A 22,574-nucleotide genomic window follows, 5' to 3' on the forward strand; every position below is an offset into this window, starting at 1 on the left:
TCCTGGATCAGGCTTCACTCGAAATGTGGGGGTCGCGCGGGCGCGGCGCCAGGCTGAAGATCAACCAGCCCAGCAGGGCCGACAACAACGAACCGACCAGCACGCCGATCTTGGTCTCGTCCTGCAGGATGGGGGCGTCGAAGGCCAGGTTGTTGATGAACAGGCTCATGGTGAAGCCGATGCCGCACAGGGCCGAGACGCCGAACAGCTGGGTCCAGGACGCGCCGCTGGGACGTTGGGCCCAGCCCAGCCTGATCGCCGCCAGGCAGAACAGGCTCACCCCGATCACCTTGCCCAGGAACAGGCCGAGGGACGCGCCCAGGGTGGCGGGCGCCGTCAACTCGGCCAGGCCGACCTGGCCCAGGGCGACGCCGGCGTTGGCGAAGCCGAACACCGGCACCACCAGATAGCCCACCCACGGCGCCAGGCCGTGCTCCAACCGGTGCAGCGGCGAGTGCTCGTCGTCCGGCCGGGCCGGCGACTTGGTGATCGGGATGGTCATGGCCAGGATCACCCCGGCCAGGGTGGCGTGGACGCCGGACTTGAGGAAGAAGAACCAAAGTCCAGCGCCGACAAGCAGATAGGGCCACAGGCTCATCACCTTGAAGCGGTTCATCGCGACCAGCACGACCAGGGTCGCGGCCGCGCCGCCCAGGGCCCAGAGGGTCAGGTGGTCGGTGTAGAAGACGGCGATGATCAGGATTGCGCCCAGGTCGTCGATGATCGCCAGGGCGGCCAGGAAGATCTTCAGCGAACCCGGCACCCGCGATCCCAGCAGCGACAGCACCCCCAGGGCGAAGGCGATGTCGGTGGCGGCCGGAATGGCCCAGCCGCGCAGGTTGGCCGGGGTCTGCAGATTGACCGCCACGTAGATCAGGGCCGGAACGATCATCCCGCCCAGGGCCGCGACGCCCGGCAGCACGCGCCGCGACCAGCTGGAAAGCTCGCCGTCGACGGTCTCGCGCTTGATCTCCAGCCCCACCAGCAGGAAGAACACCGCCATCAGGCCGTCATTGACCCAGTGGGCGATGCTCAGCCCGCCGACATAGACGTGCAGGACGTGGAAATAGCCCTCGGCCAGCGGCGAATTGGCGACGATCAGCGCCAGGGCCGCCGAGCCCATCAGCAACAACCCGCCGGCGGACTCGCTCCTGAGGAAGGCGCGCAGGGCCGAGATTCCACGGGGATGGGCGGTCGTCATGCGGCGGGGCCTCGGGAGAATCTTGAGACCATCTTGGCTCGGGGGAAGGTGACAAGGCTACCGAAACCCATCACCCCCACCAAGGTTGTCATCCCGGACAAGCGCGCAGCGCGCCGATCCGGGACCGCCACAAGCGCATGCGCTCAGGCGTCGGTCCCGGGTCTACGCTTCGCTCCGCCCGGGATGACAGCCGGGCGAGGACGTGAGGGTGTCTACAGCCCCGCGATCCGTGCGATGGCTTCGATGTCCAGCGAGCGCTCCAGCATCGCGGCGATCTCGTCCAGAGACGCATCGACGGTGGCCGCGTGGTCGCGCGGCGTCATCGCCAGGCCCAGCGGGGCCAGCAAAGCCGCATGGGCCTCGCCCCGCTCGAACAGGCCGTGGACATAGGCGCCGCAGACCCGGCCGTCGGCCGAGACCGCGCCGTCCGCCACGCCGCCGTCGAGGGCCAGCATCGGTGTCGCCGTTCCTGGACCGGTCGTCCGGCCGATGTGCATCTCGTAGCCGGAGAAGGGCGCGTCGCCGTCCAGCAAGCGGCCGGATGTCGCCCGCAGCACCTTGTCGCCCAGCAGCACGGTGTCGACGTCCAGCAGGCCCAGACCGGGGGCCGAGCCCGCCGCGCCTTCGATGCCTTCGGGGTCCGACACCGTCTTGCCCAGCATCTGGTAGCCGCCGCAGACGCCCAGCACCCGCCCGCCGCGCCGCACATGCGCCAGGATGTCGATGTCCCAGCCCTGGGCGCGCAGGAAGGCCAGGTCCGCCAGGGTGGCCTTGGTGCCTGGAATGATCACCAGGTCGGCGTCGCCGGGCACGGGCGTGCCGGGCGGCAGGAAGGCGAAGTCGATGTCCGGATCGGCCCGCAGCGGGTCGAACTCGTCGAAATTGGCGATCCGCGACAGCATCGGCACGACGATCCGCACGCGCCTGTCGCCGTCGGCGCGGACCGGGCGCTCCAGCACCACGGCGTCCTCGGCGGGCAGGGCGCGGGCCGGGGCCAGCCACGGCGCCATGCCCAGGTCAGGCCAACCGGTGCGGGCGACAATATCGCGCCGGCCGTCGTCGAACAGCGAAGGATCGCCGCGGAACTTGTTGATGATGAAGCCCTTGATGCGATCGCTGTCGGCCGCGTCCAGCACCAGGTGGGCCCCGGCCAGCGCGGCGATCACATGCCCCCGGTCGATGTCGCCGACCAGGGCGACGGGCACGTCGGCGGCATGGGCGAAGCCCATGTTGGCGATGTCGCCCTGGCGCAGGTTGGTCTCGGCCGGACTGCCGGCGCCCTCGACCAGGACCAGGTCGGCCTCGGCGGCCAGCAGGCGATAACTCTCGACCGTGGTGGCCAGCAGGTCCGGCTTCAGCCCCTGGAAGGCCCGGGCCTTGTAGTTCCCGACCACCTTGCCCCGCACCACCACCTGGGCCCCGACGTCGCTCTGCGGCTTCAGCAGCACCGGGTTCATGTGGACGGTCGGCGGGGTGCGGCAGGCCAGGGCTTGCAACGCCTGGGCCCGGCCGATCTCGCCTCCGTCGGCGGTCACCGCGGCGTTATTGGACATGTTCTGCGGCTTGAACGGTCGCACGACCAGGCCACGATTGGCGAACAGCCGGCACAGGCCCGCCACCAGGGTCGACTTGCCCACGTCCGAACCGCAGCCCTGGATCATCAAAGCGGCCATGCGGTCCCCTCGTTTGAGAGACCGGGCCTAGAGACCGCTCGTCCGTCCGTCAATCGCGGGCCGCGCGCTCCACCTCGTCATGGGCATGAGGCTTGGAGTGGCCGTCGGTCCGCAGGTAGCGCCGGTCGATGTCGGCCAGGATGGCCTCGGCCTTCTCGCCGGCTTGCAGGCGGATCAGGGCGTCCAGCTTGGCTTCGGTGCGGTCATCGTTCTCCTTGGACGCGGGTGAGCCGACATAGAGGAAATAGGCCAGACCCACGACCTGCCAGATCAGTTGCAGGAACTCCGACTGCCAGTTCTCGAAGGTGTCCCGTCCCATCTCGACCAGATAGGGCGTCAGGTGCGGCGCCTGGTGCAGGCTCTGTTGCTCGTCGACGAAGGCGAACCAGCCGAACACCCAATGCCCGACGATCGACACCAGAAAGAAGATGGCCGTCAGCCAGCCATAGGCATAGCGTTTCATGATCATCCATCCCGTGTTGAAGGGTGGGAGCGCAACGACGGGAGAACCGGCGAGTTCCAGCGCTGGCGCAAGGGCTTTGGGCGCTCTATATCCCCGGTCACATGACCATCGATCACGACTCCCGCCTCCGGCGGCTGAAGTTCCGGGCCTGGCATCGCGGATTTCGGGAAGCGGACCTCATTCTGGGGCCGTTCGCGGACACCCATGGCCCCAACCTGACCCCCGAACAGCTCGACACGTTCGAAACGCTGATGGAGGAGTCGGATCGCGAGATCTACGCCTGGATCGTCGGCCAGGAGCCGACGCCGGCCAAGTTCGACACCGATGTCCTGAACCTTATCAAGACCTTCCGCTACGAAGCTCATGCTTCGCGGCCGATCGGCGACGGGATGTAGCGGCTCCGCCCGACCGTTTTCGGGCAACAGCATCAGCACCGGCGGCGTTGTCGCTGGCTCAACCTTCGAAGAGTTGCATGGCCTACGACGCCAAACAGATCGCCAAGGCTTCCGGCAGCCTGACCCTCGCAGGCGCGCCGGAAGGCTTCGACGCGCTGGTCATGGCCGACATCGCCCGGTCGCGCGGCGGGCTGACCGCCTTCGTGGCCCGCGACACCGCCCGGGCCAGCGCCTTCATCGACGCCCTGAAGTTCTTCGCGCCCGAGATCGAGGCGGTGCTGTTCCCCTCGTGGGACTGCCTGCCGTACGACCGCATCGGTCCGTCGGCGGGTGTCGCGGCCGTCCGCATGGCCACCCTGCATCGCCTGGCCGAGGGTCTGGGCAAGGACAAGCCGGCGATGCTGGTCACCGCCGCGCCGGCCCTGCTGCAGCGGGTGCCCGAGAAGGCCGTGCTGCTGCGCGCCAGCTATTCGGCCAAGGTCGGCAATTCCGTCGATGTGGCGGATCTGGAACGCTATTTCGCGATCAACGGCTACAGCCGGGCCTCGACCGTGTCGGAACGCGGCGAGTTCGCGATCCGCGGCGGCGTCATCGACGTGTTCCCGCCGGCCGCCGAGGAGCCGGTGCGCCTGGACCTGTTCGGCGACACCCTGGAGAGCATCCGCGCCTTCGATCCGGAAACCCAGCGCTCGACCAAGCAGCTGCGCGAGATCCAGCTGCTGCCGGTCAGCGAAGCCCTGCTGGACAAGGAAGGCATCGCCCGGTTCCGCAACGGCTATATCCGCGCGTTCGGCGCGCCGGGCGACGATCCGCTGTACGCCACGGTCAGCGAGGGCGGCCGCCGGGCGGGCCTCGAGCACTGGCTGCCGCTGTTCTACGAGCGGATGGCGACCCTGTTCGACTATCTGCCGGACGGCGCCCTGATCGGCGTCGACCACCAGGTCGCCGAGAGCCGCGACGAGCGCCTGGCGATGATCGCCGACGCCTATGACGCCCGCGCCTCGGCCGACCGCAAGTCGGCCTATCGCCCGCTGGCGCCCGACGCCCTCTACCTGACCGCCAAGGAATGGGACGCGGCCGTCGACGACCGCGCCAATCGCAAGTTCACGCCCTTCCAGCCCCAGGGCCTGGACGTCGTCGACCTGGGCGCGAAGCTGGGCCGCACCTTCGCCGCCGAGCGGGCCCAGGACAGCGTCAACCTGTTCCAGGCGACCGCCGACCACGCCACCTCGCTGGCGGGGCAGGGCAAGCGCGTGCTGTTCGCCTCGTGGTCCGAGGGCTCGTCCGAGCGCCTGGGGACCATGCTGGCCGACCACGGCCTGAAGAAGGTCCCCTACGCCGCCTACTGGCAGGCGGCCAAGGCCAACGATCCCAAGACCCCGCAGCGCGTGGTCCTGCCGCTGGACAACGGTTTCGAGACCGAGAACCTAGCGGTCATCTCCGAGACCGACATCCTGGGCGATCGCCTGGCCCGGCCGCGCAAGAAGCGCCGCGCCGCCAACTTCCTGGCCGAGGCCAGCGCCCTGACGCCGGGCGACCTGGTCGTCCACATCGACCACGGCATCGGCCGCTACGAGGGCCTCAAGACCCTGGACGTCCAGGGCGCGCCGCACGACTGCCTGGACCTGCTGTACGGCGGCGAGGCCAAGCTCTACCTGCCGGTCGAGAACATCGACCTGCTGACTCGCTACGGCACCGACGCCGAGAACGTCCAGCTGGACAAGCTGGGCGGCGCGGCCTGGCAGGGGCGCAAGGCGAAGGCGAAAGAGCGCCTGCGGGTCATGGCCGAGGGCCTGATCCAGATCGCCGCCGCCCGCCAGCTGAAGTCGGTGGAGGAGACCGATCCGCCGCACGGCGTGTTCGACGAGTTCTGCGCCCGCTTCCCGTACGAGGAGACCGACGACCAGCTGTCGGCCATCCACGACGTCTTGGAAGACCTGTCGTCCGGCAAACCGATGGACCGCCTGATCTGCGGCGACGTGGGCTTCGGCAAGACGGAAGTGGCCCTGCGCGCGGCCTTCGTGGTGGCGATGAGCGGCAAGCAGGTGGCCATCGTCTGCCCGACCACGCTTCTGGCCCGCCAGCACTACAAGACCTTCAAGGACCGCTTCCAGGGCTGGCCGGTCAAGGTCACCCGCCTGTCGCGCCTGGTCACCGGCAAGGAGGCGGCCGAGACCCGCGACGGCCTGGCCAACGGCCAGTTCGAGATCGTGGTCGGCACCCACGCCATCCTGTCCAAGCAGGTGTCGTTCAAGGACCTGGGCCTGGTCATCGTCGACGAGGAGCAGCACTTCGGGGTCAAGCACAAGGAGAAGCTCAAGGAGCTTCGCGCCGACGTGCACATGCTGACCCTGACCGCCACGCCCATTCCCCGTACGCTCCAGATGGCGCTCAGCGGCATCCGGGAGATGTCGATCATCGCCACCCCGCCGGTCGACCGCCTGGCGGTGCGCACCTACATCAGCCCGTTCGACCCGGTCACCCTGCGCGAGGCCCTGCTGCGCGAGAAGTACCGCGGCGGCCAGGCCTACTACGTGGTGCCGCGCATCAAGGACCTGGAGGACATCGAGAAGTTCCTCCGCACCCAGGTGCCGGAGATCAAGTACGTGGTCGGCCACGGGCAGATGGCCCCGACCCAGCTGGAAGACGTGATGACGGCCTTCTACGAGGGCCAGTACGACGTGCTGCTCGCGACCACGATCGTCGAAAGCGGGCTGGACATCCCCTCGGCCAACACCCTGATCGTCCACCGCGCCGACATGTTCGGCCTGGCCCAGCTCTACCAGATCCGGGGCAGGGTGGGCCGCTCCAAGGCCCGGGCCTACGCCTACCTGACCACGCCGGCGGAGAAGCAGATCACCCTGTCGGCCGAGAAGCGCCTGAAGGTGCTGCAGTCGCTGGACAGCCTGGGCGCCGGCTTCCAGCTCGCCAGCCACGACCTGGACCAGCGCGGCGGCGGCAACCTGCTGGGCGACGAGCAGAGCGGCCACATCAAGGAGATCGGCGTCGAGCTGTACCAGCAGATGCTGGAGGACGCTGTCGCCGAGCTGCGCGAACGTCAGGGGGCCGAGGCCCTGCTGGAGGACCGCGGATGGTCGCCGCAGATCAACACCGGCGCGGCCGTGATGATCCCCGACGACTATGTGCCCGACCTCAACGTGCGCCTGTCGCTCTATCGCCGCCTGTCGGAAGCCGAGAAGGCCGCCGACCGCGAGGCGCTGGCCGCCGAGATGATCGACCGCTTCGGCCCCCTGCCGCCCGAGACCGACAGCCTGCTGAAGGTGGTCGCCATCAAGGGCCTGTGCCGCGAGGCCAATGTCGCCAAGATCGACGTCGGCCCGAAGGGCGCGGTCGCCAGCTTCCGCAACGACATCTATGCCGAGCCGCTGGCCCTGATGCAGTTCGTGGCCAAGAACAACATCGTCTGGAAGGTGCGTCCCGACCAGAAGGTGGTGGTCAAGGGCGAGTGGGACACCCCGGCCCAGCGGCTGGACGCGGCTGAGAAGATCCTGACGCAGCTGGTCAAGCTGACGAAGGCCTAGTCGGCGTAGATCCCGGCCAGTTCGACCGCCGTCCGGCGCATGCGCTCGCGCAGCGCCGGCGGCTCCAGCACCTGCGCCTCGACGCCCAGGCGCAGGAAGTCGGCCGCCGCGTGGTCGACTGACTCGATCGGCACGACGACCTCGCAGGTCTCGCCGTCCAGCGCCGCCAGGGCCTCGGCCGCGATCCGGGCCTGGGTCGCGCCCAGATAGGACAGGCGCTTCAAGCCCGCGCGGGTCAGGCGCAGGCGGGCTTCTCCCGTGAAGATCTCGGCCTCGAAGCGCTGGGTCGAGGCGGTCCAGAAGGCCTCGAGATCGAAATCGGCCGGACGCTCGAACGTCTCGTCGCCCACGGCCAGGGCCTGGATGTTCGAGACGCGGTAGACGCGCGGCTCGGCGCCTGAGGCCAGAGCCGCCAGGTACCAAGTCCCGCCCTTGAGGATCAGGCCCAGGGGCGACAGGATCCGCTCCACCAAGCCCTTCCAACTGTCGTAGCGGACTTCGATCCGTCGACAGGCCAGACCGCCTGGGCCAAAGCTGGCAGGCGGGCGGCTTCCTCGGCGTCGCGATACCAGCCGACCGGGTCCAGGTGGAAGCGGCTGGAAATCCGCTCGGCGGCGGCCTGGCGTTCGGCGGGCAGGGCGGCCAGCAGCTTCAGCTGGGCGACGCCCATGGCCTCGCTCAGGCCCAGTTGGGCGGCCGGGCCCGCCAGCCCGCCCAGGAACAGGGTCTCGGCCTCCGCGTCGGTCAGGCCGGTCAGGCGGGTGCGATAGCCGTCCAGCAGGGCGAAGCCGCCGCCCGGACCGCGGTCGGCATAGACCGGCGCGCCCGACAGGCTGAGGGCGTCGATGTCGCGATAGATGGTGCGCACCGAGACCTCGAATTCCTCGGCAAGGACCTCGGCGGTGAGGCGACCCCGGGTCTGCAGCAGCATCAGGATCGAGAGCAGGCGGCTTGAGCGCATGTTTTCGATCCTAGCCGAAAATACCTGACAATAGATGTCAGTTAGACCTGTCTACATGGCCGTCTCACCCGCGATGAAGAGGCCCAGCATGACCGTTCCCAATGAGACGCCCGCCGGCGCCCGCGACTTCGACTTCCTGCACGGCCGTTGGCGCATCGCCCATCGCCGGCTGAAGCAGCGCCATGTGGCCTCCCAGGACTGGGACGCGTTCGACGCCACCGCGACCTGCGAACCTCGCCTGGGCGGAATGGTCAATGTCGAGGAGATCGCCATGCCCGAGCGCGGCTTTTCCGGCGTCTCCGTGCGCAGCTTCGAACTGGCGACCGGCCTGTGGTCGATCTGGTGGATCAGCAGCCTGGAGGGGCGTCTGCAGGCGCCGGTGACCGGGCGCTTCGAGGGCGGCGTCGGCCTGTTCGAAGGCGACGACGTCGACGGCGACCGGCCGATCCGCGCCCGCTACGTCTGGTCGGACATCACCCCAGGCTCGGCCCGCTGGACCCAGAGCTTCTCGCTGGACGGCGGCGCGACCTGGGAAGCCAACTGGATCATGAACTTCACGCGGATGGCGGACGCGGCATGAGCCCGGTGATCGAACTGCGTCAGTACCGTATGAAGCCGGGGAGACGCGACGACCTGATCACGCTGTTCGAGCGGGAGTTCATCGAGAGCCAGGAGGCCCATGGCATGAGCCTGCTGGGCCAGTTCCGCGACCTTGACGCGCCCGGTCACTTCGTCTGGATGCGCGGCTTCGAGAGCATGGCGGCCCGCAAGACGGCGTTGGAGGGCTTCTACGGCGGCCCGGTCTGGCAGGCTCATCGCGAGGCCGCCAATGACACCCTGGCCGACAATGACGACGTCCTGCTGCTCAAGCCGCCGGTGAAGACCGCGCGCCTCGACCTGCCGCCCCGTCGGCCCGCTGGGGCGGACCTGGGTCCAGCGTCTTTGATCGGCGTGACGATCCAGGCGCTGGACGGCCCGCCGGAGCCCGGTTTCGCCGATCGGTTCGAGGCCGAGGTCCGGCCGGCGCTTGAGGCGGCCGGTGCGTCGGTGCTGGGCTGGATGATCACCGAAGGGGCCGAGAACACCTTTCCCCGCCTGCCGGTGCGCGAGGGCGAACCGGCGCTGGTCTGGATCGGCCGCTTCGCCGACGCGGCGGCCCATGCCGACCATCTGGTCCGCGCCGAACGGGCCGGGCTGGGCGACGGGTTCGGCGTGGTGTCGAGGCGCGGCGTGATCCAGCGCCTGCGCCTGGCGGCGACGGACCGTTCGCGGCTCAGATGACCGGGTCCGGATCCCGCCAGCCGACCCGGCGCGGATTTGCCAGAGTCGGGGAAAGCTCAAAAGGAGATTTCCCATGGCCACCGTCACCAAGTCCGTCGATGTCGCGCTCGCCCCGGACCAGGTCTGGGACGCCGTGCGCGACTGGGGCCACGTCCATCAGCGGCTGTGTCCCGGCGTGCTGACTGACTGCGTGGTGGAGGAGGGCGTCCGGACCGTCACCTTCGCGGGCGGCCTGGTCGCCCGCGAACTTATCGTCGCGGTCGACGACGAGACCCGCCGCCTGGTCTGGTCGGTGGTCGGCAGCCAACTGCTGAGCCATCACAACGGCGCCATGCAGGTGCTGGCGCAAGGACAGGGCAGCCGCATCGTCTGGACCGCCGACCTGCTGCCGCACGACGCGGCCGAGCAGGTGGCTGGTTTCATGGACCTGGGCTGCGCGGCGATGAAGACGACGCTGGAAGCGCATTGAAGCCGCTCATCGCGCTTTCCCTCCCCATGAAGGGGAGGGAAGGGTGTTTGCGCTCGGCGGATAGGGAACGAACTCCAGCGTTTCCAACGCCTTGAACTTTCTCGACCCGATTTGATCCTCACCCTTCCAGACCGCCCGTATCCTGTTCCCACCTGAGAGCACGGGGAGGGCGCACGTACGGCGACCGATGCGGCTTTCGGGGGTGGTCGAGCGGGAGGCGTTTGTCGGTGGGTCTTGAGTGACAGCCTTCGCGACGGTCCTGGGCAGGTTCCCTGAAACACGGGACGAAACCCAGGCGGCGAGGGATCAGCGAACGCGGCAGGCAGGGGCTGAAATCGCCTGTGCGGTCCAGGACGCGCCAACGTCCTGCCCGTCGGGGGCCTCCATCGGAGCGGGTTAAAAATCCGCGATCCGAAGGCTTCCGGATAACGGCCGCGCGAAGCGCTCGTCTTCGTCGAAACGGTACACACATCAAAGCTACTCCGGGCGAGGCCCGGGCGCTTCGCACCCTTCCCATTCAGCTCAGCGGGTTTCCGCGTGAGGCGGCGAAGTCGTGCCGCCAAGGTCCTCCCCCTGTGGGGGAGGTGTCGCCCAAGGGCGACGGAGGGGGGAGTGATCGGCAGATGGCCGGATCAACGATCGACGATCCTAAAACTCCCCCCACCGATCGCTGCGCGATCGCCTCCCCCACGGGGGGAGGGCTTTGGGGTCTCAGGCTGCAGCGGCCGCCTTCGCCGCCCGGGCCTCGCGCAACAACCCCCAGGCCCGCAAGGCCATCTCCACGCGCGACACCGCCAGCAGGCTGACGCCCAGCACGATGAAGCCGTCCGTGACCAGCGCCGCGTTGATGTGCCAGACCGAGGCTTCGCTCTCGATCAGCGCGCGCAGGGCGAAGCGGACGACGAACAGGCCCAGCAGGAACAGGATCGCCGCCGGCGACGGCTTGGTGTTCAGCAGGTGGGTCTCGGGGTCGATGGTGATCGGCATCAGCTTGCCGCGCCACCAGCCGATCGCCGAGCCGACCGCCAGGATCGCCGCCAGCCAGAGCCAGTCCAGGCCATGGGGCGGGAACTGCAGCAGGGCGGCGACCATGGCCGCGACCAGCAGCGTCGGCATGATCCACAGCAGTTCCAGCTTCAGCGGACGCTCGCGGGTCATGCCGCGAAAGCGCAGCGCGAACACCACGGCGACGACCGCGATCGTGATCGCCGTCTGGATGCTGGATTGGTTCATGGGACGCCCCGACTACCCACCGCGACGAACGCGGTCTCTCCACGGCAGATTGCCAAGCTAGGCCGCTTGTTCAAGGGCCTTGTCGATGGCCTGGGCGATATTCTCCGGGCTTTCGGCCCCCACGACCGCCAGCTTGCCGCCGAAGATCGCGAACGGCACGCCGGTGATCCCGCCCTGGACGGCCATGGCGTGCTCGCGGGCAACCGTCTCCTTGTCGGCGCCCTCCGACAGCAGGCGCAGGATCACCACGGGATCCATGCCCGCCGCCTCGCCGATGTCGGCGAGGACCACGGGATCGCCGATGTCGCGACCTTGCGTGAAATAGGCCGCGAACAGCCCTTCGACCACGGCGTCCTGCTTGCCCGCGCCGTGCGCCCAGCGGATCAGGCGGTGGGCGGCGTTGGTGTTGGGCGACAGTTCGATGGCGTCGAAATCGAAGACGATGCCTTCCTCGGCCCCGGCCTCGACCAGGGCGGCGTGCACCGCCTTAAGCTTCAGGGCGTCCTTGAACTTGCCGGCCATATAGGCTTTGCGATCAACGCCTTGCTCGGGAAGGGTCGGGTCCAGCTGGTAGGGCCGCCAGACGATCAGCGGCTCGACATCCGGCCGCAAGGCCACGGCCGACTTCACCCGCCGCCAGCCCAGATAGCACCAGGGACAGACGACGTCAGCGACGAGGTCGATAAGCAGCGGCTGGCCCATGGCGCGGTCCTCCGAAAGATAGCGAACGCCCCAGCACCTAGGGGCGTCCTCGTCCTTCGACAAGCTCAGGATGAGGACGATTGCCGGCGCGGCGCTGCAAAAATCCTCATCCTGAGCTTGTCGAAGGACGAGGATTTCGCCCACCCCGACTTAGGCGCTGTGGCGCTGCAAGGCCTGGGCGGCGGCGCGCTCCAGGGCGTGGACGGCGCTTTCGCCGGCCTCGATCTGGGCCACGCCGATGTCGAACTCGCAGACGAACGGCGGGCGGTCGTCGCCGGCGTCGAAGGCCGTGCAGCCGATCACCGCGGCGATCCGCTCGGCGGCGGCGCGGCCGGCGGCCTGGTTGGTGGCGGGCAGGGCCAGGGCGAAGACCTCAGGCGCCAGGCGGGCGGCGGTGTCCTCGACCCGCACCAGCCGGCCGACCATCGAGCCGATCTGCGGAATGGCGCGGTCCAGCCAGCCGTTCTTGCGGGCCCAGACGGTGTCGGGCTTGTCGGCGACCCGCAGCACGCAGATCGACAATGGGCGGCCCCGCTCGCGGGCGGCGCCGGCCAGGCGCACTAGGTGGGCGGCGAACAGGTCGCGGGTGAACAGGCCCGTGGCGGCGTCCATCAGGCCCGAGCTGCGGGCCTTTTCCAGCGCGCCGCGGATGGATTCGCCCCGGCGATAGTTCCGGGCCAGCTCGATGACCCGCTTGGCGGTCTCGATCTCGGCGGTTTCCGGCGAGGCGACGTCGGACACCCCGCGATGGAAGGCCTCCGACATGGTCACATAGCTCTCGGCCTTCAGGTACAGCAGGGCCGGGATGTGGAAGAGGCGGGTGTTGCGACGCATGCCCGCCGCGATCGACAGGGCTTCCTGCTGATTGTCACCGGCCCACAGCACCACGGCGTCGAAGGCGCGCTCGTGCAGATAGTCGAAGGCCGTATAGGCGGTGAAGGCGCCGACCACGTCGGCTCCGCTGCGGGTCAGGGCGTTGGACAGGGCCAGGAACTGTGGGGCCGGCTCGCCGATCGCCAGGATGCGGAACGGCTCGGCGTGCGGCTCGGGCAGGTCCAGCCGCCGGCCGCGATCGCCGAACGTCGCCAGGCGGAGCTCGAACTCCTCCTCGGCGATGGCGGTGCGCACCAGGGATTCCAGGCGCAGCACGGCCTGAGCGGGATGCAGCGGCGGCGACAGCGTCAGGTCGAAGGCCTGGTGGTGGGCTTCCGTCCCGGGCTCGCCGATGGCGATGACGGGCAGGCGGCGCGGAGCCACCGCCGCCTTCAGGCGACGCGACAGGGAATGGGCGTCGGGACCGGCGCTTTCCAGGTCGACGATCACCGCCTCGATGTTCAGGTCGCCCAGGGCGGCGAGGGCGGCGTAGGGGCCACGCGCGGTGATGGTTCGCCAGCCGAGCTTGTCGAGCCCTTCGGACAGCGGCCCCGCGCGGGAATCGTCGCGCGCCACGATCAGGATTCGGGCGTTCACCGCCAACTCAAGCCTCCGCCCCGGATACCGGTATCGCTCGACGACGCGGCGCCCTCGAGATTCGACGTTGCAACATAGCAGAGGCGTGCGGCCCTCATAGGTGCGCATCGCCGCAGGGCTGTGCACAGACAAACGCCCTTGCCTGACCGAAGGGCAGGGTCGTTCTAGTGCGAGAGAAGCGAAGCGCCGCGAGAGTCGGCCGGGAGGAACATATGGCCCAGGGACCCCAAGGACCTTTGTCCGGCCTGAAGGTGCTGGAATTCGCCGGGATCGGCCCGGGACCGTTCTGCGGCATGCTGCTGTCGGACCTCGGGGCCGACGTCGTGCGCATCGACCGCAAGGGTTCGGGGCGCAGCTCGCCCGCCGACGTCACGGCCCGTGGGCGCCGCTCGGTGGCGCTGGACCTGAAGTCGCCGGCCGCGGTCGAGACCTGTCTGAAGCTGATGGAAGGCGCCGACGGGATCATCGAGGGCTTCCGTCCCGGCGTGATGGAGCGCCTGGGCCTTGGACCGGACGTGGCCCTGGCTCGCAATCCCAAGCTCGTCTACGGCCGCATGACCGGCTGGGGCCAGACCGGCCCCTACGCCAAGGCCGCCGGCCACGACATGAACTACATCGCCATCACCGGCGCCCTGGCCGCGATCGGCACACGGGACAAGCCGGTGCCGCCGCTGAACCTGGTCGGCGATTTCGGGGGCGGCGCGCTCTATCTGGCCTTCGGCCTGCTGGCCGGGGTGATCCACGCCCGGGCCACGGGCCAGGGCCAGGTGATCGACTGCGCGATGAGCGACGGCGCGGCCTCGCTGATGGCCATGTTCTACGGCTTCAAGGCCGGCGGGATGTGGAGCGAGGATCGCCGCGCCAACATGCTCGACGGCGGCGCGCACTTCTACGACACCTACCAATGCTCCGACGGCAAATGGATTTCGATCGGCTCTATCGAACCGCAGTTCTACCTGCTTCTGCTTGAAAAGACCGGGATCACCGACCCGCAGTTCCAGCACCAGATGAGCCGCGAGGAGTGGCCGCAACTGCGCGAGAAGCTGGCGGCGGTGATCGCGACCAAGACCCGCGACGACTGGTGCGCCCTGATGGACGGCACCGACGTCTGCTTCGCCCCGGTCCTGACCATGGACGAGGCTCCGACCCATGCCCACAACGCCGCCCGCCAGACCTTCGTCGAGGTGGCCGGCGTCACGCAACCGGCTCCGGCCCCGCGCTTCTCGGCCACGCCCGGCGCGATCCAGGGCCCGCCTCCGAAGATCGGCGCCGACAACGACGCCGCCCTCGCGGACTGGGGTTTCTCGGCCGAGGCGATCGCCGCGCTGAAGGCGCAGGGGGCGCTGTGAACAACTTCTCCTGACGGAGTCATTCAGGTCCGGTTCAGCCGCAAGGTCTTAAACCTGATCCTGCAACCGGCCGTCGCGCCACCCGTCCCTCGATGCGGCGATCGGTTCAGGTTCGTCCTGCGGAGGCCCGCCGCTTTCCCTGAAGCGGCGGGTCTTTGTGCTTCAACTTCATGTTTTTTCGGCGGCGCGCTTGCGTCGAAGCGGCGCCGAGGCCAGTTTCCGCCGCATGAAATCCCCCCAGGACCGTCTTCGCTTTCGGGATCTCGATCTCGACCCGATCCATTGGGTGAGCGAGATCCTGCGCGTCCTGGGCCTGGCCCTGCAACGCCTGTGGGGCCGCGACGTGATGCTGTACGTCGGCGGCGTCTCGTTCTTTGTCCTGCTGGCCGTGTTCCCGGGCCTGGCGATTCTGATCGGCCTGTTCAGCCTGTTGCTGACGCCCGAGCAGGCGGCGTTCCAGGCCGACAAGCTGGCCTTCCTGATGCCGTCCGGCGCCCGCCCGATCTTCCAGAGCGAGCTGGCGCGCCTGGTCCACGCCCCGGAGAGGGCCATCTCCGTGCAGAGCGCGGTGGTGCTGGTCATTGGTCTCTACGCCGCCCATCGCGGCTTCAAGGCCCTGCTGGCCGGCCTGTCCTTCATTCACGACGAGGAGGACCAGCGCGGCTTCTTCGGCTTCAACTTCATGGCCCTGGTGGTGCTGGTCGCCGCCTTCGTGCTGCTGTTCGTGCTGTCTGGCGTGTTCCTGACCTTCCGCCTGCTGGCCAGCACCCTGAACCTGCGCCCCCTGGCCGGCGTGTCGTGGATCCAGAGCGAATGGACCTGGGCGAGCCTGGGCCTGATGTTCGGCATGACCCTGATCTATCGCTACGCCATGTCGCGCGCCCCGGTCGGCTGGCGCGCCTCGACCACCGGCGGCTTCGCCGCGGCGGTGATGTGCGTTTTCATGTCCTGGGCCAGCGCCTTCTATGTCGAGCAGGTGGCCCATCTGGGCGCGACCTACGGCTCGATCTCGGCGGTGATCATCTTCCTGATCTGGCTGTCGTGGAGCGTCAACGCCGTGTTCTTCGGCGGCGCCCTGGCCACCGAGATGGAGATCGCGCTGGACGAGCGGCCCCGGGCCCTGCTCGAGGGCCCCAAGGCCATTCAGCTCAAGGCGCCTTCGCCACCAGAAAGCTGATCGCGCCGTTCGGGGCGTCGACGATCTCCAGCACCGTGGCCCCGGCGCCGGCGGCGAAGTGCGGCACGTCGATGCGGGCCAGCGGATCATCGGCCAGCAGGCGCACCAGACCGCCGGCCGGCGCCTCCTCCAGGGCCCGGCGCAGACGCAGGGTCGGGACCGGGCAGCGATGCCCCCTCGCGTCCATCAGACGTTCTTCGGGCTTGGCGTCAGACATCGAACACCGTCTCCGCCTGGGCCGCCGTCAGGATCCGATGTTGGCCAGGCTCCAGGTCGTCGGGCAGGGCGATGCCGCCGATCCGCTCGCGATGCAGGCCGACCACGTGGTTGCCGACGGCCGCGAACATCCGGCGCACCTGGTGATAGCGGCCCTCGGTGATCGTCAGCCGCGCCTCGCGCTCGCCCAGCCCTTCGAGCTCGGCGGGGAGCAGGGGCTTTTCCTCGCCCTCCAGCAGCAGGGTCCCGCTGGCGAAGACCGCGCCCTCGGTCCCGGTCAGCGGCCGGTCCAGCACCGCGCGATAGACCTTGGGCACGTGGCGCTTGGGCGAGATCACCCGGTGCAGATAGTCGCCGTCGTCGGTGATCAGGATCAGGCCCGAGGTGTCCTTGTCCAGCCGCCCGACGCTGGACAGGGCCGGGTCGCGGATCTGCCAGCGCTTGGGCAGCAGGTCATAGATCCGCTCCCCGTCCTCGCGGTGCGAGCAGACCACGCCCAACGGTTTGTGCATGATCAGCACCAGGGGCGCCGGGGGATCGACGGGAAGGCCGCGGATCTTCAGGTGCAGAGGCAGGTCGGCGGTGACGGCGATCTTCAGGCCGGCGTCCTTGATCGGCACGCCGTCCAGCGTGACCTTGCCGGCCGAGACCAGGGCCTGGACGTCGCGACGGCTGCCGTAGCCGAGATTGGCCAACAAGCGGTCCAGACGCGCCATCAAGGCTTTTGTCACTTGCGGGCCTCGTAGACCTTGAACCCGCCGGCGTCGGCGACCGGGCGGACGTTCTTGAAGTGCTCGTTCAGCGCCGCCTCGTAGGGCAGGTGGCGGTTGGCGACGATCCACAGCACGCCGCCCTTGCGCAGCATGGCGGCCGCGGCGGTGATGAAGGCCTGGCCCAGACCCTTGTCCTCGGAGCCGGCCTCGTGGAACGGCGGGTTGGTGACCACGAAGTCCAGGCCTGTCGCCAGCTCGGCGCCGCGCCGGGCGTCGGCCTGCACGACCTCGACGCGCGGGTCGTTGACGTTGCGCTTGGCCGCCTCGACCGCCCGGCGGTCCAGGTCGATCAGGGTCAGCTTGGTCACCTTGGGCGAGGTCAGGACGGCGTGGGCCAGGATCCCGATGCCGCAGCCCAGGTCGACGCCGACGCCGCTCAGCAACGGCAGCGACTTCAGCAACAGGGCCGAGCCGGGGTCCAGGCGGTCCCAGCTGAACACGCCGGGCTGGGTCCACAGGCCGTCGTCGTCCAGGCGGCGCGGCGCGCCCTCGGCGATGGCGGCGTCCAGGCCGGTCACCCCCGCCGGCTTCAGCGCGACGCAGATCCGCTGGTGGCGCTTGGCGCTCTCGCCGATCGTGCAGCCGAACGCGGTCAGCTCCTTTTTCATCCGCAGGCCGCCGCGATCCTTGGGGGCCAGGGCCGTCAGCCGCCCCTCGACCTTCAGCGCCCGCAGGGCCTGGGCCAGGACGTAACGCCGCTCGGCGACGCCGGCCGGAGCCTGGACGACGATCTCGTCCAGAGAGCCGTCTGGCAAGGTTGCCAGGTCCGTCGCGCCTAGCGCCAAGGGCGAGGTTTGTAGCGCCTCGCCGGGGAGGTCGACGAGATCGTGGGACGGCGAACCGTAGACGGCGAAGTTGGGCATTTCAGGATCTTTGCTTGGCGAGGCCAGCGAACGAGGCCTCCGAACGTCGAGAGCCAGAGCGCGTCGCAAAATCGAGACGAGAAGTCCAGCCTTGCGTGCGGATCGAAGGTGTCACGTGGTCGCATGCTCGTTGCGGAGAGAGGCGGCGGCGCGCTAAGCTGGCGCGGATCCAAATCACTTCGCGCCGCCTGATGCGGCGCCGACGGATCGCCTCGCCCGACGCGACGTGACGCGGCAAGGGCCCCACCGGGATCGAACCCGGCCTTTCGAGATCGAAGATGCAACTTTTCGCCGACCTTCCGCCGACCCAGATCAACACGGACTCTGGCGAGGCGGGCCCGCAGGTCACCGTGCTGGCCAACGGCAATTATGTGGTCGTGTGGGACGACGCCAAATACGGGAGGCTGACGGCGCGGCACTATGAACTTCACGTCGATGTCTTCGATGCGGCGGGCGCGTTGGTGAAGTCGAGCGTGGTCGACGCCAGTCCACAGATCAACCATGATTTCCCTGACCCGCTGGCGCAGGTCGTCGCCCTCGACGACGGTGGTTTCGCGATCGCCTGGCACCGGTCGACCGGCTCTTCCACGGGCTCGGCCGCCCAGACCTTCGACGCCTCGGGCGACGCGACGTCGGCGATCATCTCGGTGACCGGCAGCATCTACGGCCAATCGCTGGCGCCGTTGGCCAACGGCGGCTTCGCCCTGGGATGGTCGCAGCTTTCGCCTTCGGGCGCGAAGGACGCTTACGCGGCGACCTTCGATTCCAACGGGCAGGTCTCGGCGACCACCCAGCTCAGCCAGCTCACCGGTTCTGCCTATGTCGACTCGCCGGTGCTGGTCTCTCTGCCCAACGGCTACGCGGTGTCGTGGACGGCGGCGCTCAACGCCCAGACCGCCGACATCTACATGGCGGTCTTTGACGTCAACGGCCAGATGATCGGCGCGCCGATCGAGGTCAGCGGTCCGTTCAACACCTCCATCCACACCGAAACTCAAGGCCGAGCCGCTTTCGAACGGCAGCTATGTCCTGAGCTGGTCGAGGGGCGCGGGCGGCGATGCCGTCACCGACGTCTACAGCGCCATCTACGGCGCGAACGGCGCCCAGATCGCGCCGCCCGCCATCGTCGCGCACGGCAAGACCGCCCATGTCGCCGATCTGGCCGACGGACGCCACGTCATCGTCACCAACGACAGCGGCATCGCCTTCCAGATCAATGACCTGAACGGCCATGCCGTGACCGGCAAGATCGCGGTGACCCACGACGGCCCCTATGGCTTCGTCATGGACACCCGTGGCTACGTCGCGAACGACATCGCCGTGACGGTCTCGGCGGACGGCGACCAGTTCCTGGTTTCCTGGACGCAGACCACACGCGAGGCCCCGTACTCGGCGGTCCAGCCCGCCGACGAACTGTTCGTCGCGGTCTACGACTCGACGGGCCACCGGGTCACCGAGGCGGTCAATATCTCGGACACGCGGTTCAACGCCGAGTCGACCCCGGCGGTCGCGGCTTTTGCCGACGATCATTTCCTGGTCAGCTGGAGCACGGGCCAAGCGCCGAGCGGCGTCTTCGGCGGCTTTACGTCGCTCGGGATCCATACGACGATCCTGGCGCCGGTAGCCTTGTCGATCGGTCCGGTGGACCTGAACGGCGACGGCCGCTCGGACATGCTGATGCGCAACCACGAGGGCGATATCGGCTCCTACCAACTGGTCGGCGGCCAGTATCAGTGGACCGCGCTGGCCCAGACGAAGATGACCTATTCGGTGGCGGGCGTCGGCGACTTCGACGGCGACCACAAGTCGGACCTGTTGTTGCGCAACAACATCACCGGCGACCTGAACTACTACGGCGCCAACGCCTTCCATGCGATCGGCGCTTCCTCGACCGGCTACGCCGTGGTGGCCACCGGCGACTTCGACCGGGACGGAACCTCGGACATCCTGTTCCGTGACGCCGCAGGCGACATGGGCTTCTATCGAATGAGCGCTGGCGCGACCACCGGCTGGGGCCATCTAGGCCCCTCCAGCACCGACTATACTGTGGTCGGGGTCGGCGATCTGGACGGCGACGGCGGCGACGACATCCTGTTCCGCAACATGACCGCCGGCGGGCAGGGCGCCCTGGGCTTCTACCACCTGCAGAACGGAGCCCTGAGCAGCTGGGGCTCGATCGCCACCTCGTCGACGGCCTACACCGTGGTCGGCGTCGCCGACTTCGACGGCAATGGCTCGGCCGACATCCTGTTCCGCAACGACGCGACCGGCGACACCGGCTTCTACAAGATCGACCACGGCCAGTTCGTCGACTGGGTCGGCGTCCAGGGCTCCTCGCCAGACTATCGCGTGGTCAATGTCGGCGACTTCGACAACAACGGCAGCGTCGACATCCTGTTCGAGAACGAGTTCACCCACGATCTGGGCTACTATGCCCTCGATCACGGCCACTTCCTGCACTGGATCGGCGTGGCCACCACCCCGGACGGCTTCTTCGGCATTTAGGTCGGAGACGGCGCGGCGAAGGGAAGCCGTCTGACCGCCTTGAGTTGACTTGACCGCCGCCCGCGCCGACGACGACCGCTCCAGGAGCCGAACATGCAACTTCTCATCGACCAGACGCCGATCCAGATCGACACGGACTCTGGCGAGGCGGGCCCTCAGGTCACCGCGCTGGCGAACGGCGGCTACGTCGTGGTGTGGGATAATGCTCACCTCGAAATACATCAGCAGCCGCGTTACAAACTTTACGTCGATGTCTTCGACCCGTCGGGCGCGTTGCTGAAATCGACCGTGATCGACGGCGGCCCCGCCAACAACGTTGGGCCCGTCACCCCGATGGCGCAGGTTGCCGCCCTTGACGATGGGGGTTTCGCGATCGCCTGGCACCGGTCGACCGTCTCCCCCGCAGGCTCGGCCGCCCAGACTTTCGACGCCTTGGGCAACGCGACGTCCGCGATCATCTCGGTGACCGGCAGCATCTACGGCCAGTCGATGGCGCCGCTGGCCAACGGCAGCTTCGCCCTGGGATGGTCGCAGCTTTCGCCTTCGGGCGTGAAGGACGCCTACGCGGCGACCTTCGATTCCAACGGGCAGGTCTCGGCGACCACCCAGCTTAGCCACCTCGCCGGTTCGGCCTATGTGGACTCGCCGGTGCTGGTCTCTCTGCCGAACGGCTACGCGGTGTCGTGGACGGCGGCGCTCAACGCCCTGACCGCAAACATCTACACGGCGATCTTCGACCTGAACGGCCAAATGATCGGTGCGCCGATCGAGGTCAGCGGTCCGTTCAACACCTCCATTCACACCGAGCTCAAGGCCGAGCCGCTTTCGAACGGCAGCTATGTCCTGAGCTGGTCGAGGGGCGCGGGCGGCGATGCCGTCACCGACGTCTACAGCGCCATCTATGACTCGAACGGCGCCCAGATCGCGCCGCCCGCGATCGTCGCGCACGGCAAGACCGCCCATGTCGCCGACCTGGCCGACGGAAGCCATGTCATCGTCACCAACGACAGCGGCATCGCCTTCCAGATCAATGACCTGAACGGCCATGCCGTGACCGGCAAGATCGCCGTGACCCATGACGACGCCTATAGCGTCGTCAGGAACGACCTCGCCGTGACGGCCTCGGCGGACGGCGACCAGTTCCTGGTCTCCTGGACGCAGACCACGCGCGAGGCCCCGTATTCAAGGTTTGGGTCGGCCGACGAACTGTTCGTCGCGGTCTACGACTCGACGGGCCACCGGGTCACCGAGGCGGTCAACCTCTCTGACACGCAGCTCAACGCCGAGTCGACCCCGGCCGTCGCCGCCTTGGCCGACGATCACTTCCTGGTCAGCTGGAGCACGGGGCGGTTTGTGAGCGGCATGACCCCCGCTTACTACGCTGGCGGCATCTACACGACGATCGTGGCGCCGGGCGCCTTGTCGATCGGTCCGGTGGACCTGAACGGCGACGGCCGCTCGGACATTCTGATGCGCAACCACGAGGGTGATATCGGCTCCTACCAGGTGGTCGGCGGCCAGTATCAGTGGACGGCGCTCGCCCAGGCGAAAATGACCTATTCGGTGGCGGGCGTCGGCGACTTCGACGGCGACCACAAGTCGGATCTTCTGCTCCGAAACAACATCACCGGCGACCTCAACTTCTACAGCGCCGGAAGCACCCTGCGCACGATCGGCGCGTCCTCCAACAGCTACGCCGTGGTGGCCACCGGCGACTTCGACCGGGACGGAACCTCGGACATCCTGTTCCGTGACGCCGCGGGCGACATGGGCTTTTATCGGATGAGCGCGGGCGCGACCACCGGCTGGGGGCATCTGGGCCCCTCCAGCACCGCCTATACGGTGGTCGGGGTCGGCGATCTGGACGGCGACGGCGGCGACGACATCCTGTTCCGCAACATGACCGCCGGCGGCCAGGGCGCCCTGGGCTTCTACCACCTGCAGAACGGAGCCCTGAGCAGCTGGGGCTCGATCGCCACCTCGTCAACGGCCTACACCGTGGTCGGTGTCGCCGACTTCGACGGCAATGGCTCGGCCGACATCCTGTTCCGCAACGACACCACGGGCGATACCGGCTTCTATAAGATCGACCACGGTCACTTCGTCGACTGGGTCAACGTCCAGTCCTCGTCGCCCGACTATCGCGTGGTCAATGTCGGCGACTTCGACAACAACGGCAGCGTCGACATCCTGTTCGAGAACGAGTTCACTCACGATCTGGGCTACTACGCCCTCGACCACGGCCACTTCCTGCACTGGATCGGTGTCGCCACCACCGCCGACGGCTTCTTCGGCATCTAG

At 68.5% G+C, this 22,574-nt stretch carries 21 protein-coding genes and 1 pseudogene; 10 read left to right on the plus strand and 12 right to left on the minus strand.

All coding sequences use genetic code 11. From position 1 onward, the window contains the following. Window positions 1-7: 7 nt before the first annotated feature. From nhaA to AC1DYP_RS01710, 3 genes are all read right to left on the minus strand, one after another. The gene (nhaA, locus tag AC1DYP_RS01700) at window positions 8-1,201 is read right to left on the minus strand and encodes a Na+/H+ antiporter NhaA (RefSeq protein WP_477044857.1); all 1,194 of its coding nucleotides are present in this window, start codon (window positions 1,199-1,201) and stop codon (window positions 8-10) included. Window positions 1,202-1,413: 212 nt separating this feature from the next. After that, window positions 1,414-2,874, minus strand: a complete 1,461-nt coding sequence (locus tag AC1DYP_RS01705) for a cobyric acid synthase (protein ID WP_477044858.1) — start codon at window positions 2,872-2,874, stop codon at window positions 1,414-1,416. Window positions 2,875-2,923: 49 nt separating this feature from the next. Then, on the minus strand, window positions 2,924-3,337 hold the full coding sequence (locus tag AC1DYP_RS01710) for a DUF6766 family protein (protein ID WP_477044859.1): 414 nt from the start codon (window positions 3,335-3,337) through the stop codon (window positions 2,924-2,926). Window positions 3,338-3,438: 101 nt separating this feature from the next. On the opposite strand from AC1DYP_RS01710, the gene AC1DYP_RS01715 reads away from it, so the two are divergent. Both AC1DYP_RS01715 and mfd read left to right on the plus strand, forming a co-directional pair. Further along, window positions 3,439-3,732, plus strand: a complete 294-nt coding sequence (locus AC1DYP_RS01715) for an FAD assembly factor SdhE (RefSeq protein WP_082554633.1) — start codon at window positions 3,439-3,441, stop codon at window positions 3,730-3,732. A gap of 77 nt (window positions 3,733-3,809) precedes the next feature. Beyond that, entirely contained in the window at window positions 3,810-7,274 is a 3,465-nt protein-coding gene (mfd, locus tag AC1DYP_RS01720; protein WP_477044860.1) for a transcription-repair coupling factor, read from the plus strand. Here mfd and AC1DYP_RS01725 read toward each other — a convergent pair. Together AC1DYP_RS01725 and AC1DYP_RS01730 are read right to left on the minus strand one after the other, a co-directional pair. After that, on the minus strand, window positions 7,271-7,744 hold the full coding sequence (locus tag AC1DYP_RS01725) for a helix-turn-helix transcriptional regulator (RefSeq protein WP_477044861.1): 474 nt from the start codon (window positions 7,742-7,744) through the stop codon (window positions 7,271-7,273). The two genes, mfd and AC1DYP_RS01725, sit on opposite strands and share 4 nt — an antisense overlap. After that, window positions 7,714-8,235 carry a helix-turn-helix transcriptional regulator gene (locus AC1DYP_RS01730; RefSeq protein ID WP_477044862.1) on the minus strand — a complete coding sequence of 174 codons (522 nt, stop codon included), beginning with the start codon at window positions 8,233-8,235 and terminating at the stop codon, window positions 7,714-7,716. Before AC1DYP_RS01730 ends, AC1DYP_RS01725 begins: the two co-directional genes overlap by 31 nt. A gap of 88 nt (window positions 8,236-8,323) precedes the next feature. On the opposite strand from AC1DYP_RS01730, the gene AC1DYP_RS01735 reads away from it, so the two are divergent. From AC1DYP_RS01735 to AC1DYP_RS01745, 3 genes are all read left to right on the plus strand, one after another. After that, window positions 8,324-8,815, plus strand: a complete 492-nt coding sequence (locus AC1DYP_RS01735; RefSeq protein WP_477044863.1) for a DUF1579 domain-containing protein — start codon at window positions 8,324-8,326, stop codon at window positions 8,813-8,815. Next, window positions 8,812-9,516, plus strand: coding sequence for an NIPSNAP family protein (locus tag AC1DYP_RS01740; protein WP_477044864.1), 705 nt, complete (start codon window positions 8,812-8,814; stop codon window positions 9,514-9,516). The genes AC1DYP_RS01735 and AC1DYP_RS01740 overlap by 4 nt, the downstream gene beginning before the upstream one ends. 73 nt (window positions 9,517-9,589) lie before the next feature. Next, window positions 9,590-9,985, plus strand: a complete 396-nt coding sequence (locus tag AC1DYP_RS01745; RefSeq protein WP_477044865.1) for an SRPBCC family protein — start codon at window positions 9,590-9,592, stop codon at window positions 9,983-9,985. A 711-nt stretch (window positions 9,986-10,696) separates the two neighbouring features. Here the strand turns inward: AC1DYP_RS01745 and AC1DYP_RS01750 are convergent. The 4 genes and pseudogenes from AC1DYP_RS01750 to AC1DYP_RS01765 all read right to left on the minus strand — a co-directional run bounded on the left by AC1DYP_RS01750 (window position 10,697) and on the right by AC1DYP_RS01765 (window position 13,396). After that, window positions 10,697-11,218: a CcdC protein domain-containing protein gene (locus tag AC1DYP_RS01750; RefSeq protein ID WP_477044866.1), complete on the minus strand. Its 522-nt coding sequence runs from the start codon at window positions 11,216-11,218 to the stop codon at window positions 10,697-10,699. 57 nt (window positions 11,219-11,275) lie between these two features. Beyond that, complete coding sequence (locus tag AC1DYP_RS01755; protein WP_477044867.1) at window positions 11,276-11,920, minus strand: DsbA family oxidoreductase; 645 nt, start codon at window positions 11,918-11,920, stop codon at window positions 11,276-11,278. A gap of 43 nt (window positions 11,921-11,963) precedes the next feature. Continuing rightward, a pseudogene (locus tag AC1DYP_RS01760) lies at window positions 11,964-12,064 on the minus strand (hypothetical protein); the annotation flags it as partial. 6 nt (window positions 12,065-12,070) lie between these two features. Beyond that, entirely contained in the window at window positions 12,071-13,396 is a 1,326-nt protein-coding gene (locus AC1DYP_RS01765) for a diguanylate cyclase domain-containing protein (protein WP_477044868.1), read from the minus strand. Window positions 13,397-13,602: 206 nt separating this feature from the next. Between AC1DYP_RS01765 and AC1DYP_RS01770 the strand changes: the two genes are divergently transcribed. Then, complete coding sequence (locus AC1DYP_RS01770; RefSeq protein WP_477044869.1) at window positions 13,603-14,739, plus strand: CaiB/BaiF CoA transferase family protein; 1,137 nt, start codon at window positions 13,603-13,605, stop codon at window positions 14,737-14,739. Window positions 14,740-14,965: 226 nt separating this feature from the next. Next, entirely contained in the window at window positions 14,966-15,916 is a 951-nt protein-coding gene (locus AC1DYP_RS01775) for a YihY/virulence factor BrkB family protein (RefSeq protein ID WP_477034945.1), read from the plus strand. Here AC1DYP_RS01775 and AC1DYP_RS01780 read toward each other — a convergent pair. From AC1DYP_RS01780 to AC1DYP_RS01790, 3 genes are read right to left on the minus strand one after another with little or no spacing between them, the layout of a single operon-like run. Further along, on the minus strand, window positions 15,888-16,133 hold the full coding sequence (locus AC1DYP_RS01780; RefSeq protein ID WP_477044870.1) for a sulfurtransferase TusA family protein: 246 nt from the start codon (window positions 16,131-16,133) through the stop codon (window positions 15,888-15,890). The genes AC1DYP_RS01775 and AC1DYP_RS01780 overlap by 29 nt on opposite strands. Continuing rightward, on the minus strand, window positions 16,126-16,863 hold the full coding sequence (locus AC1DYP_RS01785) for a pseudouridine synthase (protein ID WP_477044871.1): 738 nt from the start codon (window positions 16,861-16,863) through the stop codon (window positions 16,126-16,128). Before AC1DYP_RS01785 ends, AC1DYP_RS01780 begins: the two co-directional genes overlap by 8 nt. Beyond that, window positions 16,860-17,768, minus strand: a complete 909-nt coding sequence (locus AC1DYP_RS01790; RefSeq protein WP_477044872.1) for a class I SAM-dependent methyltransferase — start codon at window positions 17,766-17,768, stop codon at window positions 16,860-16,862. Before AC1DYP_RS01790 ends, AC1DYP_RS01785 begins: the two co-directional genes overlap by 4 nt. 278 nt (window positions 17,769-18,046) lie before the next feature. Here AC1DYP_RS01790 and AC1DYP_RS01795 point away from each other — a divergent pair, with 278 nt between their 5' ends. From AC1DYP_RS01795 to AC1DYP_RS01805, 3 genes are all read left to right on the plus strand, one after another. Further along, window positions 18,047-18,988, plus strand: coding sequence for a hypothetical protein (locus tag AC1DYP_RS01795; RefSeq protein WP_477044873.1), 942 nt, complete (start codon window positions 18,047-18,049; stop codon window positions 18,986-18,988). A gap of 16 nt (window positions 18,989-19,004) precedes the next feature. Next, complete coding sequence (locus AC1DYP_RS01800; protein WP_477044874.1) at window positions 19,005-20,273, plus strand: FG-GAP repeat domain-containing protein; 1,269 nt, start codon at window positions 19,005-19,007, stop codon at window positions 20,271-20,273. A 93-nt stretch (window positions 20,274-20,366) separates the two neighbouring features. Then, window positions 20,367-22,574 carry an FG-GAP repeat domain-containing protein gene (locus AC1DYP_RS01805; RefSeq protein ID WP_477044875.1) on the plus strand — a complete coding sequence of 736 codons (2,208 nt, stop codon included), beginning with the start codon at window positions 20,367-20,369 and terminating at the stop codon, window positions 22,572-22,574.

Source organism: Caulobacter sp. P1_D6, from assembly GCF_056406095.1.